This is a genomic window from Actinopolymorpha pittospori (assembly GCF_014873875.1).
Lineage (GTDB): Bacteria > Actinomycetota > Actinomycetes > Propionibacteriales > Actinopolymorphaceae > Actinopolymorpha > Actinopolymorpha pittospori.
In genome coordinates this window covers 10,341,989-10,355,606 of sequence record NZ_JADBEM010000001.1, presented here as the reverse complement: position 1 = coordinate 10,355,606, position 13,618 = coordinate 10,341,989, and the positions used below count along the sequence as shown (strand labels likewise).

Genomic DNA, 13,618 nt, shown 5'->3' with positions numbered 1-13,618 from the left:
AGACGTAGACGTATCGAGCGACTACGATCAGGCACGCTCGGCAATCGCTCTCCCACCCCCTCGAGGTGTCCTTTCCCGCGGTCGCGCGGACCTGTCCCACGACCTGGAAGGGGCCGCCGGCGACCGAAGGGACCCGCCCATGAGTCGTGCCGTACGCCTGCTGCTCGCGGTCGGAGTCGCCGCGCTCGTCCTCCCGCTGGCGTTGGCCCGGCCCGCCCCGAGCGCGGCCGCCGCTCCGTCACCCCCGCCCACGGTCGCCGCACTCCCGGACGGTTCGCAGGACGACCTCGCGCGCGTCTACTACGACCTGCTGCTGCGGAACACGCGCTTCCAGGAGAGCACCTGGAACGAGCAGCAGGGCAGCTACGGCATCGCCAACTGGGACGTCGTGGGCACCCTCGGCAACGCCGTCCTGCTGAGGTTCGGCACCTACGACGCGACCGTCGCCGGTGTCTCCCGTGAGGTTCTGCACGACCACACCGTGCGCAGCATCCAGGCGGCCGTCGCACAGAACAGGTTCGTCGACCCCGAGACCGGCACCTGGGGCGCCTACGTCTACTGGGAGGCGACCGCCGAGGCCTACGTCATCGCCGCCGCCCACCTGATGTGGGACGACCTGGACGACGACACCCGGGCCGGCGTCGACACCATCCTGCGCGGGGAGGCCGGCTACCTCGCCGACGCCGGCGCAGAACCCACCGACCCCAGCCGCGAGGGCGGCACCACCAACGGCCTGCGGGGCGGGTTCGTGAGCGACACCAAGATGGAGGAGATGGGCGCCCGCACCATGATGCTGGCCGCGGCCGACGCCTATCTGCCCGACGATCCGGCCAACGGGCGTTGGCAGGAGTGGCTGAACCGCTGGACCCTCAACATGGACGGGCTCCCCGTCGCCGACCAGGCCAACCCCACCGTGATCGCGGGACGCCCCGTCTCGGAGTGGGCGAGCGCGCAGAACATCTTCGACACCTTCACCAGCGAGAACCACGGCAGCTTCAACGGCATGTACCAGCAGTCGGCGGCCACCTACCCCGCGCGGAACGTCGTGCACTACCTGATCGCGGGCCGCCCGGTGCCGGCGAGCCAGCGGAGCCTGCCCAACAACGACGAGATCTTCGACGTCCTCGACCAGTTCGGGACCGACGCGGGCGTGCCGTACGAACCGGCCATCGCCGACCGCGCACACTTCTACGGCCGGAGCCTGATCCCGCTCACCTATCGCAGCATGGTGACCGGCGACCCGATGGCGGCCCGCGCGGAGTTGATGCTCGCGCGCCGGCTCGGGCCCTACGTCGACTACCCGCCGGCGGGCATGCTGGTGAAGTTCCGCCCGGGTACGACGTATGAGACCGAGGCGCGGGCGGAGGTCGCGATCGCCTACCTCCTGCACTACTGGCGGGAAAGGCTGGCCGGCGACGTCGAGCCGGTGAGCGAGGCGGAGTACTTCGCGCGGGCCTCGAAGGTCACCGACTTCGGCCCGGTCCCGGGTCTGGTCAACCACCAGTCGGAGAAGTCCCTGATGTCGGCGGTACTCAAGCCGGACTACGTGAAGTTTCCGTTCCTGCCGCAACACGACGACTGGCTCTTCGACGTGGGCAACAAGTCGCCGTCGTTCCTCCCCTCCATCACCAGGGTCGACTCCGCCACGTCCCGCACCTACACCCGGCTGCGTGAGGGGGTGGACGCGTCGGCCAGCGTCGTCCGCCGCGGCGACTCCTACGCCGGCTACACCACCCTGCCCGACGGGTCCGTCGTCTACGCGACCACCGGCACGGGTGACGACGAGGGGTCGCTGCGGCTGCGCAACCTCGACATGCCCGGTGTGCCCGGGCTCGACGGCGACCGGACCTTCACCACGGCGGCCGGGAGTACGACGCTTTCCCCCGACGGCTACGGCGCGGGCGGCACGGAACGACTCACCTTCGCGCCGACGCAGGCACGCCACGTCCGGATGAGCGGCGTGCAGGCGGCCTCGCAGTGGGGCTACTCGATGTATGAGTTCGAGGTGCGCGGACCTGGCGAGGACACGAACCTCGCCCTCGGCAGGCCGGCCACGGCATCCACCAGCTACGGCGAGGCCTCGGTGCCCGCCATGGCCGTCGACGGCGACCCCGCCACCCGGTGGGCCAACTCCGCGGCCGAACGACCGAGCATGAAGGGCTGGTTCGCGGTTGATCTCGGCGGCCCGCGCTCCCTGTCGGAGGTGACGATCCGCTGGCAGGAGGACGCCTGGCCGTTCAACTACCGGATCGAGGTCTCCGACGACGGACAGACCTGGCGGACCGTCGCGAGCGTGCCGCGCTGGCAGACCTTCGACGGCTCCTGGCTGAACGTCGACGGACGCGCCGGTTTCGTCGTACGGGGAAGCACCAACCCGATCGCGGTGTCTCCGACCGCTCTCGCCCTGTCGCACGGACCGGCCACCGGCTCGGCGGGCATGGTCGTCCAGGGCTTCCCGGCACAGCCGCCCGCACGGACCGCGCAGCTGGCGGCGCAGCCGCAGCCGACGGGCGGACCGGCATCCCTGCGCGCCGCGGTGTCGGATGGCTACCTCAGCCTGTTCAACCTGAGCGGCACCACCCTCGCCAAGGAATCCTTGACGGTGCCGGAGCAGGGAGCGGGACGCACCGTCTACCTCGGCCGGCAGCAGACGACGCAGGCGGGCCTCAGCTACGAGGTGGACCTACCGTCCGCGTCGGCCGCCGTCCAGGTGCCGCGTTTCCGGCTGTCGACCAGCGGATCGCCCGCTGGGTTGGACGTCGAGGTGCTCGACTCCCAACACGCGAGGCTCACCAACGTCGCGGCGGGCGCGTCCGTCAACGTTGCCCTGACATCGGTCGGGACCGGTGAGCGGGTCACCGTACGCGTGCCGGCAGGCCAGACCCGGGACGCACGGTTCCGCGACGGCGTGCTCACCCCGACCACCGATCTCGCCCGCGACCGGATCACCTACCCGTCCTCCCCGCTGCCGCCCGGCATGAGCGACCCGGACCTCGCGGTCGACGCCGACCCCCGCACCTCCTGGTCGCCCGGTGCGGGCGAGCGACGACTCGTCGTCAACCTCGGCGGGACGCACCGGGTGAGCGGGGCGGTGTTCCACTGGACCTCCCCGCGCGCTCCGTCCTACGTCGTCGAGACCTCCGAGGACGGGGTGACCTGGACCCGCGCGGCCACCTCGCCGGCCCAGCCGGGCAGGTCCCAGGAGTTCCACTTCGACGCCGACGCGGCCTACGTGTCGGTTCTGGTCGGGGACTGGCACCGTGGCCAAGCCGGCGTCGCCGACCTCCAGGTGACCGGCGCTGACCTCGGCGGGCTCGATTCCGCATGACCCGCACAGCCAGTTGACCCAGGACCTCCTGGCCGGACGTCAAACTCACGGCCTCGGCTCCGACCTCTTCGAGAGGCGCCACCACCCGGCACCCACTCGACGACGGGAGACAGCCATGACCAGCACGACCCACACCGACCGCGCCGCCCACGCGAGCCATGCCGCCCACGCCGCGGCGGCAGGACCCGACCTGGCACCGCTGGGGATCTTCATCGGCAAGTGGATCAACGAGGGACACGTGATCGGTCCCGACGGCCGACCGGACGAGCGCATCCTGACCAGCGACGTCTACGAGTGGGTGCCCGGCGGTTCCTTCCTGCTGCACACGGCGTACGGGCGGATCGGAGACACCCCTGGCGGCGGCGTCGAGATCATCGGCTACGACGCGAGCGCCCAGTGCTTCCGATCGCACTTCTTCTCCGGGGCGGGGGAGGTCAGCACCCACGCGTTGGTACTCCGCGAAGGCACCTGGACCTGGCAGGGCGAGCACACCCGGTGCACGGCGGTGTTCAGCGACGACGGCCTGGTCCAGACGGCCCATCACGAGGCGTCGGAGGACGGCCACCGCTGGGTTCCCGCCATGGAGGTGACGCTGACCAGGTGCGGGTAGCGCCCGACTCGGCAGCGCCTCAACGGAAGGACACATCCGGATGGGCGAGGAGCCACTTCGCGATCCGGAGAAAGGACCTGCGGCCCGCCTCCTCATGTAGCTTCGCCACCGGATCGGCCGTGTATCCGGCGACCGCGACGTGGTACATCGGGACCGCCGCGACGTAAGCGGGAAGGGCCCGGCGCTCCGCGTCGCTCAGGGTGGTTTCGGCCGCGTCCTCGTACTCGCCCAGCAACTCGGGGAGTCGCTGCCACGGGAACGCCTCGGCGCTGCCCGTGTTGTCGGGCCGGAGCAGGATCCACGCCAGGGAATACGCGAGATCGTGGATGCGCGGCCTGGTCGCAGCGAAGCCGAAGTCGAGGTAGACGGTCTCTCCCGCTGATGTCAACCCGACGTTGCCCAGGCGTACGTCGCCGTGAACCACCTGCGTCGGCAGGGCGGTGGCGGGGGTCCACCGCGCCGCCAAGGAGGGGAGGAGTTCGCCGGCGAGCCGAGCCATCTCCTCGGCGACCTCGTCGTGGGCCGCGGCCGGCCCGGTGACCGCGAGCCAGCGCCGCAGCGTGCGGGGCGCGGCGTAGGTGGCGACGACCGGCCGGGGGAGCGTGGGGTCGAGATCGGCGAAGGTGCGGTGCAGTCGACCCATGCCGCGATACATCCAGCGGTACGACGCCCAGGTCGGGTCGGGCTTCTCGTGCGGAACAAACGACTCCAGTTCGCTCCAGCGGCCGCGGCAACTGAGCAGGTCGCGATCGTGCCAGCTCCGCGGGGAAGCCGTCAGGAGTCCGCGAGCGAGCAGCCCACGGCGTAGCTCCCGCATCGCGAGGACACGCCCCCGGGACACGAACGGTTGTTGCACCCGCAGCACCAGGCCGAGATCGTGCAGCCGGAGGTTCAGGCTGAAGCAGCCACCCAGGTCACTCACCGGCGAGCCCGGCGCGATCTGTTCGACCAGCGCGCGGACGTCCGGGTCGTCGGCGCTCCGTACGTCAGGGTCGTTCGGGTCGTCCGTCCACCACGTTCTCATCCGTGACGTCATGATCGGCCAGCCTGCAGGAGGCGCGCCGGTCGTCGCCACCGGATTAGCGCGGTGTGGGAGGAGGCCGGACGTCGGTGCAACGGCCGCGGCTGGTCCCGCGGCTACCGTCGGTCAGGACTCGAGCAGGCGACGAGGGCCGGCGCCGTGTTCGGACAGCCGGTCGTAGGGGTTGGCGAGCAGGCACCTGTCGATGGTGAGACAACCGCAGCCGATGCACTCGGCGAACTCGTCGCGCAGTTGCTGGAGGCGGTGGATCCGCTCGTCGAGCTCGGCGCGCCAGCGCTCGGAGAGCCGGGCCCAGTCCTGCCGGGTGGGCGTGCGGCCGTTGGGGAGCTCGGCGAGGGCGGCACTGATGTCGGCCAAGGGGATGCCGACCCGCTGCGCGACCCGGATCAGGGCGACGCGGCGGAGAGTGTCCCGACGGTAACGGCGCTGGTTGCCGCTCGTCCGCCGGCTCGTGATCAGGTTCTGGCGTTCGTAGAAGTGCAGGGCCGAGACGGCCACACCGCTGCGGGCGGCGAGCTGGCCCACGGTGAGCTCCTTCTGATCCCAGCTCGGCTCGTCCACTTTCTGCCACCTCCGATGACTTCCTCGTCCTGCGCTTGTTCAATTGACCTGAACAATAGTTCAGGTCTTAGCGTACGTGTCCACAGCAACGACGGGTCAACGCCGATCCGCGTACGAGAGCACCGGTCCAGGAAGGATCCCTCGTGCCCGAAGATCAATACCAGCTCGCGGTCATCGTCGGCAGCGTGCGAGAAGGTCGGTTCGCCCCCGTCGTGACCAATTGGTTCCTCGGCCAGGTCGCAGCCCGTACGGACGTGAAACTCGACGTCATCGACCTCGCCGAGACTCCCTGGCCCTCCGTCGACTTCACCTCCCGGATCGACGCGGCCGACGCGTTCGTGGTCATCACGCCGGAGTACAACCACGCCTATCCCGGACCGCTGAAGACCGCCATCGACTCGGTGAAGACCGGCTGGTACGCCAAACCCGTCGGATTCGTCACCTACGGCGGCGTCTCCGGCGGCCTGCGCGCCGCGGAGGGGCTGCGGCTGGTCTTCGCCGAACTCCACGCGGTCACGGTGCGCGAGTCGGTCAGCTTCCACCGGGCGCGTGGGGAGTTCGACGCCGCGGGAGTGCCCCGCGACCAGGAAGGGGTCGGCGTCGCCGCCCACGTACTCCTCGACCAGCTCGCCTGGTGGGCCTTCACACTGCGAGCCGGACGGGAGGCGCGACCCTACGGCGGGTGAACCGCGACCTTCGCGACCACCGTCGTGCCCTGCCCCGGTTGGGACCGTACGTCCAGCCGCCCGCCGATCAGCTCCGTCCGCTCGGCCATGCTGCCCAGGCCGTAGCCGCCGTACGCACCCTCACCCCGGTCAGCGCGATCGGCGCCGCCGGTTCTGTCGCCGCCGGTTCTGTCGGCGCCGTCAACGTCGTCAACGCCGTCGAAGCCGTCGACGCCCGCCGCGCCGTCGATGTCGCAGGGTGCCCCGTCGTCGGGGAAGCCGCGTCCGTCGTCGGTGACCTCGAGGGAGACCTCGTGCCCGTCCCGGCGCAGGCTGAGCCGGACGTTGCTCGCGCGCGCGTGCTTCACGACGTTCTGGAGCGCCTCCTGGGCGATGCGGTACAGCGCGATCTCGACGTGCTCGGGCAGTACGCAGTGGTCGACCTCCACGAACACCTCGACGCCCACGGTCGACCGGGCGAGGCTGGCCAGACTGTCGGCGAGGCCCAGGTCGTCCAGGACCGGCGGGCGGAGGTCGTTGATGGCGGCCCGCGCCTCGTCGATGGTGAGGTGGGTGAGCCGGCGGGCAAGGACGAGTTGCTCGCCGGCGAAGGTGGGTTCCTCCGTCAGCGCCTCGGCCGCCGCGTCCAGGTGGAAACGCAGGCTGCACAGGCGTTGGGTGATGCCGTCGTGGATCTCGGCGGCCAGCCTGCGGCGCTCGGACTCCTGCACCGCGATGGCCTGTTCGGTGAACCTCTCGTGCGCGCGTTCACGGGCGGCCAGCCGGCGGTGCAGACGGGCCTGGTGCACGGCCCCGGCGATCAGGCTCCCGATCGACGTCAGCAGCCGGACGTCGCGGTCTGTGAACTCGCGGCGGGCCCGGGTGTGCACGTTGAGGACGCCGACCAGGCCGCCCGGTGAACTCGCCATCGGCACCGAGGCCATCGACGTGTAGTCCTCGCCGTGCAGTTGCGGGAAGTAGCGGTAGCGAGGATCGGTCGCCTTGTCCTCGACGATGACGACCGGCTCCCGGTGACTCGCCGCCCACCCGGTCACCCCCTCACCGAGCAGCAACCTGATCCGCCCCACCTCACGGTCGAACGGCGGTGTCGCCCCCGCCAGGGTGAGCGACCGATCGGTGTCGTCGAGGACGTGCACGAAACACTCGTCGGTGGCCGTCGCCGCCACGATGAGCGGGGCGACCTTGGCCGCGAGCACCTCGAGTTCGGGGCCGGCGGAGATCGCCTCGATGATCCCGATGAGCAGGGCGTTCTCCGAGGCGGTGTCGCCCAGCCCGAGCCCTGTCCCGGTGCCGCCGCCTCTGGGACCCGCGCCGGCGCCGCCCAACCGGCCCACCGCCCCGATCCGCGGCTCGGGCCCGGTCACTGGAAGATCCCTTCCCGCAGGGCCACGGCGACCGCGCCAGCGCGGTCGTTCACGTCCAGCTTGCGGAAGATCGCGCGGACGTGACTCTTCACGGTCTCCTCGCCCAGGACGAGCTTCCCGGCGATCGCGCGGTTGGTCAGCCCGGAGACCAGGAAACCGAGGACCTCGCTCTCGCGCTGGGTCAGGCTCAGATGCGCGCCGGGCCAGAACTCCCCGGCCTGCAGGCGGGCCGCCGAGGCCACCGCCCGGCCGGCCATCGACGGGTCGACGACCGTCTCGCCCGTCGCCGCGCGTTCGAGTTGGCGTACCAGTTCCTCCCGGTCGATGGACTTCAGGAGGTAACCCGCGGCTCCTGCCCGGAGTGCCTGGAAGAGGTACTGCTCGTCGTCGTATGCGCTGAGGAGGACGACGCGACGCGTGGCGTCGGTCTCGACCAGGCGCCGGCACAGGTCCAGACCGCTGGCCGAGCCGCGCAGCCGTACGTCGGACACGACGACGTCCGGGTCGAGCGCGGCGACGAGAGGTTCGGCGTCGTCCGCGCTGACCGACTGTGCGACGATGCGGACTCGGCCCCGAAACCGTGCGAGAAGGGCTTTCAGGCCTTCCAGGACCATCTCGTGGTCATCGACCAGGACGAGCCGCAGCGGCTTGCTGCCCATGGGATGAGACTAGAGGCGTGTCCGACAGATCTTGGCCGGTTCACAGGTCCCCCGCCCGCGATCAGGGGCATCTCCTGATCCCCCACCGCACCCCCTGCCGGGGGGATGCCCCTCGGGCGGCCGTCGATCTACGGTCGGTGCAAGCGGACGGGGGCCGGGTCGCCGCTTGGCGGCTTCGTCTCCACAGGGTCTGTCCCGACGTCATCGCGTAGGTCTGTCCATGAAGGTGGCCAACCTCACGACACTGGCGACACGTCCGTTTCCGGGGGGAGGAACGACATGCCGCACAAGCTGATCCGGATGCAACGGGTGCGTCCGGAACCGCCGAGCAGGCGACCCATCATGATCGCCATCGCCGGCGACAGCGCGGCCGGGAAGACGACGCTGACCAAAGGAATCGCCGAGCCGCTCGGGCCGTCGCGGGTCACCACCATCTGCGTGGACGACTACCACCGCTACGACCGCCAGGAACGCAAGGGCCTGCCGTTCACGGCGTTGCACCCCGACTGCAACCACATCGCGATCATGGAGCAGCACCTGCAGCTCCTCGCCACCGGGCAGCCGATCCTCAAGCCCGTCTACGACCACGACACCGGCCAGCTGACCCGGCCCGAACTCATGGAGCCCCGCGAGTTCGTCATCGTCGAGGGACTCCTGCCGCTGCACTCCCGGCTGATGCGTGCCTGCTTCGACATCACCGTCTACCTCGACCCGCCCGAGGACATCAGACGCCGCTGGAAGCTTCGACGCGACACCCAGAAGCGGGGGTACGACGTGGAGCAGGTACGCGCCGAACTCGAGGCCCGCGAGCCCGAGTCCGCCGCGTTCATCCGGCCTCAGCGCGGCTTCGCCGACGTGGTGGCGAGGTTCAGCCCGGTCGTCGGGCGCGACGATCCACCGGGTACGCCGCTGTCGGCGGAACTCATGCTGCGGCCGACGATCCGGCATCCGGACCTGCACGGGATCCTCGCCGAGCGGGACCAGCGGGCGATCCACCTGCGGCTGTGCCGCGACGAGGACGGCCTTCCCGTCGACGCCCTGCACATCCACGGCTACGTCCCCCGCGAGGAGAGCCGGATGGTCGAGAAGGCCCTCTGGGCGCAACTCGGGGTTGACGCGGGCTATCCGGCCGAGACGCTCGGCGCGCTCGGCAACGGTGACCGCAGCGAACCGCTCGCGATCACCCAACTCCTGTTGCTCTACCACCTGCTCGCCGCCGTGGAGTAGGTCGACTCCCGCCTGGCTCCCGTCGGTTCCGCCGTGTCTTGACCAGAAGATACTAAGCGCGCATACTAGCCGGGTGACCGAACCTCGAACCGACCGCGACACCACCACACGTCGGTGCAGGGCGACCTTGACGACGTTGACGATCTCGTGCGGACCGTCGGAGCGGGCATGACCGCCTGGCTCGGAGTCGTCTCGGCCGAGCACGTACGACGCGGCGTGAGCCTGTCGATCGCACAGATCGGCCACGGCAAACGCGCGGGACTCGCCAGGATGAAGGCCGGCGACAGCCTGGTCTACTACTCCGCACAGGAACGCCTCGGTGAGCCGTCCCGCCTGCGCTGCTTCACCGCGCTCGGAACCATCAGCGACGACGAGATCTGGCAGGCGGACGAAGGATCGTTCAAACCGTTCCGGCGCCGCGTCTCCTACGATCTGAGCGCTCGACCCGTACCGATCGACACGCTGAAACCCTTTCTCGAGCTCACCGCACCCCCGAACTGGGGTCAGCAGCTACGCCGTGGACTCGTCCCGCTCAGCGACCACGACTTCACCCTCATCCACCAGGCCATGCGCCAGGGCGAACCATGACCGGATCGAACCCGCTCGGAAGTGAGTTCTCCCGCGCCGACGACAGCACCGGCCTGATCCTGTGGCAGGTCACCAACTCCTGGCAGGCGGCGCAACGGGCGGCGCTGAAGCCCTTCGGGCTCACGCACGTGCAGTTCGTGCTCCTCGCCGCCCTCACCTGGATGGAGGCGGCCGGCCCGATGACCCAGAGCGACCTCGCCGCCCACGTCCGAACCGATCCGATGATGACCTCCCAGGTTCTGCGCGCCCTGGAGACCAGGGGGCTCCTCCGACGCCGTCCGCACCCGAGCGACTCGCGCGCGCGAGCGGTCACCGTCACGCCCGAGGGGGCGGACCTCGCCAGACGGGCCAACGCCGCTGTGGAGGACACCGACCGCCGGTTCTTCTCCCCGCTCGCCTCCGGCCGGGCCGACTTCACCGCCATGCTCCGCGACCTGGCTTCCGCCGCCGGTCCAGCTGTCAACTCCTCGTTGCCGGGGGAGTGAACGCGGCTCCGACCCGCCCCGGTCACTCGGTGCCCTCACTCCGAGAAGACCCGGCTGACCAGGAAGTCCTCTGGCTCGAAGCGCATCAGGTCGTCCTTGTGCCAGGTGCGTCCCTGCGCGTCGAGCAGCCGGTTGGCCTGCCGCAGCCGCGCGCGCTCGAGCGCGTTGCGCACGCTGCGCGCGTTGGCAAAGCGGGGTTGCCGCATCCGGCGTACGAGATAGTCATGGAAGGTCTGCTCGGCCGCCGGGGAGAAGTGGTAGTGCTCCTGTTCGAGCATCAGTCCCGCGATCCCCATCAGCTCGGCCAGGTCGTAGTCAGAGAAGTCCAGATGGTGCGCGATGCGCGAGCTCATGCCCGGGTTGGAACCGAAGAAGGAGTCCATCCGGTCCTTGTATCCCGCGAGGATCACCACCAGCCGGTCGCGATGGCTCTCCATGACCTGGAGCAGGATCTCGATCGCTTCCTGGCCGTAGTCGCGTTCGTTGTCCTCGCGGTAGAGGTAGTAGGCCTCGTCGATGAACAGCACGCCGCCCATGGCACGCTTGATCACCTCCTTGGTCTTCGGCGCGGTGTGCCCGACGTACTGCCCGACCAGGTCGTCGCGGGTCACGGCGACGAGATGACCCCTGTCGATGCAGCCGAGCCGGTGCAGGAGCTCGGCCATCCGCAACGCCACCGTCGTCTTGCCGGTGCCCGGGCTCCCGGTGAACGACATGTGCAGGCTGGGCCGGGAGGAGCTCAGCCGGAAGCGCTGGCGTACCCGGTCCACGAGCAGCAGCGCAGCGATCTCCCGGATCCGGGTCTTCACCGGGGCCAGGCCGACGAGTTCGCGGTCGAGGGCGTCGAGGATGGCGTCGATCCCGGCGGCCTGCCGCTCGGCGACCAAGTCGACGGTCGCGTCGGAGGGCAGCGGCGGTACGTCCTCGTCGGTCCGAGCCTCCGGCACCGAGGTGTCCGGATCAGGACCGTCGGCGCCGGGCGAAACGTCCGCCCGGCTGCGATCACCGGGCGTCGGCATGCCGAATCCCGGGCGGCGCTGGTCCGATCCCGTCATGGCCGCGGCGCGCTGGGCGGGTGCCCGTCACCCGTCGGACGGTCGACCGGGTAGCGGTCACCGGAGGGATAGTCGGCCGCGTAGGGATGGAGGGTGTAGCGCATCCGCCGGTCGTTGCCGCCCTGGCGGTCGAGGCGGAAGCCAGGCTCCTCCGGTGGCCGGTTGACGATGAAGGACAAGGCGATCGACTGGCGGTCGTGCCGGGCGTCGTAGGCGTTGAGCCGGATGTAGCGCGTCGGGTACGCCTTGCGGCACTCGTTCACCTCGTACAGCACCCCACCCGCGTCGCGCAGGTCGAACATCGGCAGCCCCCACATCTCCCAGTAGTGGTTGCGGGGATGCGGGTCGTCGGTGAACTCCACCGCGAGCGACCAGCCGTTGTCGAGGGCGTACTGGATCTGTGCCTCGACCTCGGCGTCGGTGAGGTCGGGCAGGAAGGAGAAGGTGCCCTGGGTGATGCGCATGTCGTGTCCGTCCTTCAGATCGACGTCGGCACCTCGACCACGTCGGGGGTGTCCGTCGACGCGTAGTTGAAGGTGATGTCTCCCCACGTGGACAGCGCGATGTCGAGTTCGCGGCTGTGCCGGGCGGCCGCACGCAGGATGTCCTCGCCCTCCGCGAGATAGTCGCGGCCCTCGTTGCGGGCCTTGATCATCGCCTCCAGCGCGACCCGGTTGGCCGCGGCGCCGGCCGCGATACCCATCGGGTGCCCGATGGTCCCGCCACCGAACTGGAGTACGACGTCCTCACCGAGGTAGTGCAGCAGTTGGTGCATCTGGCCGGCGTGGATGCCACCGGAGGCGACCGGCATGACGCCGGGCATGGAGGCCCAGTCCTGTTCGAAGTACAGGCCCTTGACCGGGTCCGGCTCCACCTTGTTCAGGCGCAGGGTGTCGTAGAAACCCCCGACGGTGTTGGGATCTCCCTCGAGCTTTCCGACCACGGTGCCGGCGTGGATGTGGTCGACGCCCGCGAGTCGCATCCACTTCGCGATGACCCGGAAGCTCACACCGTGGGACTTCTGTCGCGTGTAGGTCGAGTGGCCCGCGCGGTGTAGGTGGAGCAGGACGCCGTTGCGGCGCGCCCACTTCGCCATCGACTGGATCGCGGTGTAGCCGACGGTGAGGTCGATCATGACGATGACGCTGCCGATTTCCTTGGCGAAGTCGGCGCGTTCGTACATGTCCTCCATCGTGGCGGCGGTGACGTTGAGGTAGTGGCCCTTGATCTCACCGGTCTCCGCCTCGGCCCGGTTGACCGCCTCCATACAGAACAGGTAGCGGTCCCGCCAGCGCATGAACGGCTGGGAGTTGATGTTCTCGTCGTCCTTGGTGAAGTCCAGCCCACCACGCAGGGCCTCATAGACGACCCGGCCGTAGTTGCGCGCGGAGAGCCCGAGCTTCGGTTTGACGGTGGCGCCCAGCAGCGGCCTGCCGTACTTGTTGAGGTACTCGCGTTCCATCACGATGCCGTGCGCCGGGCCCTGGAACGTCTTCGTGTAGTGCGGCGGGATCCGCATGTCCTCCAGCCGCAACGCCTTGAGCGCCTTGAACCCGAAGACGTTGCCGATGATCGAGGACGTCAGGTTGGCGATCGAGGACTCCTCGAACAGGTCCAGGTCATAGGCCACGTAGGCGATGTACTCACCGCTCTTCCCGGGCACCGGGTCGACGCGGTAGCACTTGCCCTGGTACTGGTCGTAGGCCGTGAGCCGGTCGGTCCACACCACGGTCCAGGTCGCGGTCGAGGACTCACCCGCCACCGCGGCGCCCGCCTCCTCCGCGGGAACACCGGGCTGCGGTGTGATCCGGAAGGCCGCGAGAATGTCCGACGGTTTGACCGCGTAGTCGGGTTGCCAGTAACCCATCTCCGCATACGGGATCACGCCGGCACCCCAGCGGTCCATGCCGTCACCTGATGTCATACGAGCTCCCGACATGTGGTTCGCGCGCCCAAGGGCCGTGTGTTCACACCATGCGTTCACATGGCCTGCTCAGTGCAGGTACCCGGGCG

The 13,618-nt window shown here is 69.8% G+C and carries 13 protein-coding genes; 6 read left to right on the top strand and 7 right to left on the bottom strand.

Annotated features, from left to right (window positions below; all coding sequences use genetic code 11):
- Positions 1-139: 139 nt before the first annotated feature.
- Positions 140-3,328, top strand: a complete 3,189-nt coding sequence (locus HEB94_RS47940; protein WP_192755993.1) for a discoidin domain-containing protein — start codon at positions 140-142, stop codon at positions 3,326-3,328.
- A 115-nt stretch (positions 3,329-3,443) separates the two neighbouring features.
- A complete protein-coding gene (locus HEB94_RS47935; protein WP_192755992.1) occupies positions 3,444-3,938 on the top strand; it encodes a DUF1579 family protein in 495 nt (164 codons plus the stop codon).
- 19 nt (positions 3,939-3,957) lie between these two features.
- On the opposite strand, the gene HEB94_RS47930 is transcribed toward HEB94_RS47935, so the two are convergent.
- Positions 3,958-4,962 carry a phosphotransferase enzyme family protein gene (locus HEB94_RS47930; RefSeq protein WP_192755991.1) on the bottom strand — a complete coding sequence of 335 codons (1,005 nt, stop codon included), beginning with the start codon at positions 4,960-4,962 and terminating at the stop codon, positions 3,958-3,960.
- 123 nt (positions 4,963-5,085) lie between these two features.
- Positions 5,086-5,541 carry a redox-sensitive transcriptional activator SoxR gene (soxR, locus tag HEB94_RS47925; protein ID WP_192755990.1) on the bottom strand — a complete coding sequence of 152 codons (456 nt, stop codon included), beginning with the start codon at positions 5,539-5,541 and terminating at the stop codon, positions 5,086-5,088.
- Positions 5,542-5,684: 143 nt separating this feature from the next.
- Between soxR and HEB94_RS47920 the strand changes: the two genes are divergently transcribed.
- The gene (locus HEB94_RS47920; RefSeq protein ID WP_192755989.1) at positions 5,685-6,227 is read left to right on the top strand and encodes an NAD(P)H-dependent oxidoreductase; all 543 of its coding nucleotides are present in this window, start codon (positions 5,685-5,687) and stop codon (positions 6,225-6,227) included.
- On the opposite strand, the gene HEB94_RS47915 is transcribed toward HEB94_RS47920, so the two are convergent.
- Both HEB94_RS47915 and HEB94_RS47910 read right to left on the bottom strand, forming a co-directional pair.
- The gene (locus HEB94_RS47915; RefSeq protein ID WP_337918487.1) at positions 6,215-7,591 is read right to left on the bottom strand and encodes a GAF domain-containing sensor histidine kinase; all 1,377 of its coding nucleotides are present in this window, start codon (positions 7,589-7,591) and stop codon (positions 6,215-6,217) included. The two genes, HEB94_RS47920 and HEB94_RS47915, sit on opposite strands and share 13 nt — an antisense overlap.
- Positions 7,588-8,250, bottom strand: a complete 663-nt coding sequence (locus HEB94_RS47910; protein WP_192755988.1) for a response regulator — start codon at positions 8,248-8,250, stop codon at positions 7,588-7,590. Before HEB94_RS47910 ends, HEB94_RS47915 begins: the two co-directional genes overlap by 4 nt.
- 279 nt (positions 8,251-8,529) lie before the next feature.
- Between HEB94_RS47910 and HEB94_RS47905 the strand changes: the two genes are divergently transcribed.
- From HEB94_RS47905 to HEB94_RS47895, 3 genes are all read left to right on the top strand, one after another.
- Positions 8,530-9,477, top strand: a complete 948-nt coding sequence (locus tag HEB94_RS47905) for a phosphoribulokinase (RefSeq protein ID WP_192755987.1) — start codon at positions 8,530-8,532, stop codon at positions 9,475-9,477.
- Positions 9,478-9,591: 114 nt separating this feature from the next.
- Positions 9,592-10,065, top strand: a complete 474-nt coding sequence (locus HEB94_RS47900) for an EVE domain-containing protein (protein WP_202896944.1) — start codon at positions 9,592-9,594, stop codon at positions 10,063-10,065.
- Positions 10,062-10,550: a MarR family winged helix-turn-helix transcriptional regulator gene (locus tag HEB94_RS47895; RefSeq protein WP_192755986.1), complete on the top strand. Its 489-nt coding sequence runs from the start codon at positions 10,062-10,064 to the stop codon at positions 10,548-10,550. The genes HEB94_RS47900 and HEB94_RS47895 overlap by 4 nt, the downstream gene beginning before the upstream one ends.
- Before the next feature lie 35 nt (positions 10,551-10,585).
- Here the strand turns inward: HEB94_RS47895 and cbbX are convergent, their stop codons facing one another.
- The 3 genes from cbbX to HEB94_RS47880 are packed head-to-tail and all read right to left on the bottom strand — an operon-like array spanning position 10,586 to position 13,529.
- Complete coding sequence (gene cbbX, locus HEB94_RS47890) at positions 10,586-11,569, bottom strand: CbbX protein (RefSeq protein WP_202896943.1); 984 nt, start codon at positions 11,567-11,569, stop codon at positions 10,586-10,588.
- A 32-nt stretch (positions 11,570-11,601) separates the two neighbouring features.
- Entirely contained in the window at positions 11,602-12,069 is a 468-nt protein-coding gene (locus tag HEB94_RS47885) for a ribulose bisphosphate carboxylase small subunit (protein ID WP_192755984.1), read from the bottom strand.
- 14 nt (positions 12,070-12,083) lie between these two features.
- On the bottom strand, positions 12,084-13,529 hold the full coding sequence (locus HEB94_RS47880; RefSeq protein ID WP_192755983.1) for a form I ribulose bisphosphate carboxylase large subunit: 1,446 nt from the start codon (positions 13,527-13,529) through the stop codon (positions 12,084-12,086).
- Positions 13,530-13,618 lie beyond the last annotated feature (89 nt).

Bases quoted from the DNA above. Each gene is read 5' to 3' on its own strand.
- HEB94_RS47940 (WP_192755993.1), top strand. From the start codon at position 140: ATGAGTCGTGCCGTACGCCTGCTGCTCGCGGTCGGAGTCGCCGCGCTC.
- HEB94_RS47935 (WP_192755992.1), top strand. From the start codon at position 3,444: ATGACCAGCACGACCCACACCGACCGCGCCGCCCACGCGAGCCATGCC.
- HEB94_RS47930 (WP_192755991.1), bottom strand. From the start codon at position 4,962: ATGAGAACGTGGTGGACGGACGACCCGAACGACCCTGACGTACGGAGC.
- HEB94_RS47910 (WP_192755988.1), bottom strand. From the start codon at position 8,250: ATGGGCAGCAAGCCGCTGCGGCTCGTCCTGGTCGATGACCACGAGATG.
- HEB94_RS47905 (WP_192755987.1), top strand. From the start codon at position 8,530: ATGCCGCACAAGCTGATCCGGATGCAACGGGTGCGTCCGGAACCGCCG.
- HEB94_RS47895 (WP_192755986.1), top strand. From the start codon at position 10,062: ATGACCGGATCGAACCCGCTCGGAAGTGAGTTCTCCCGCGCCGACGAC.
- cbbX (WP_202896943.1), bottom strand. From the start codon at position 11,569: ATGCCGACGCCCGGTGATCGCAGCCGGGCGGACGTTTCGCCCGGCGCC.
- HEB94_RS47885 (WP_192755984.1), bottom strand. From the start codon at position 12,069: ATGCGCATCACCCAGGGCACCTTCTCCTTCCTGCCCGACCTCACCGAC.
- HEB94_RS47880 (WP_192755983.1), bottom strand. From the start codon at position 13,529: ATGACATCAGGTGACGGCATGGACCGCTGGGGTGCCGGCGTGATCCCG.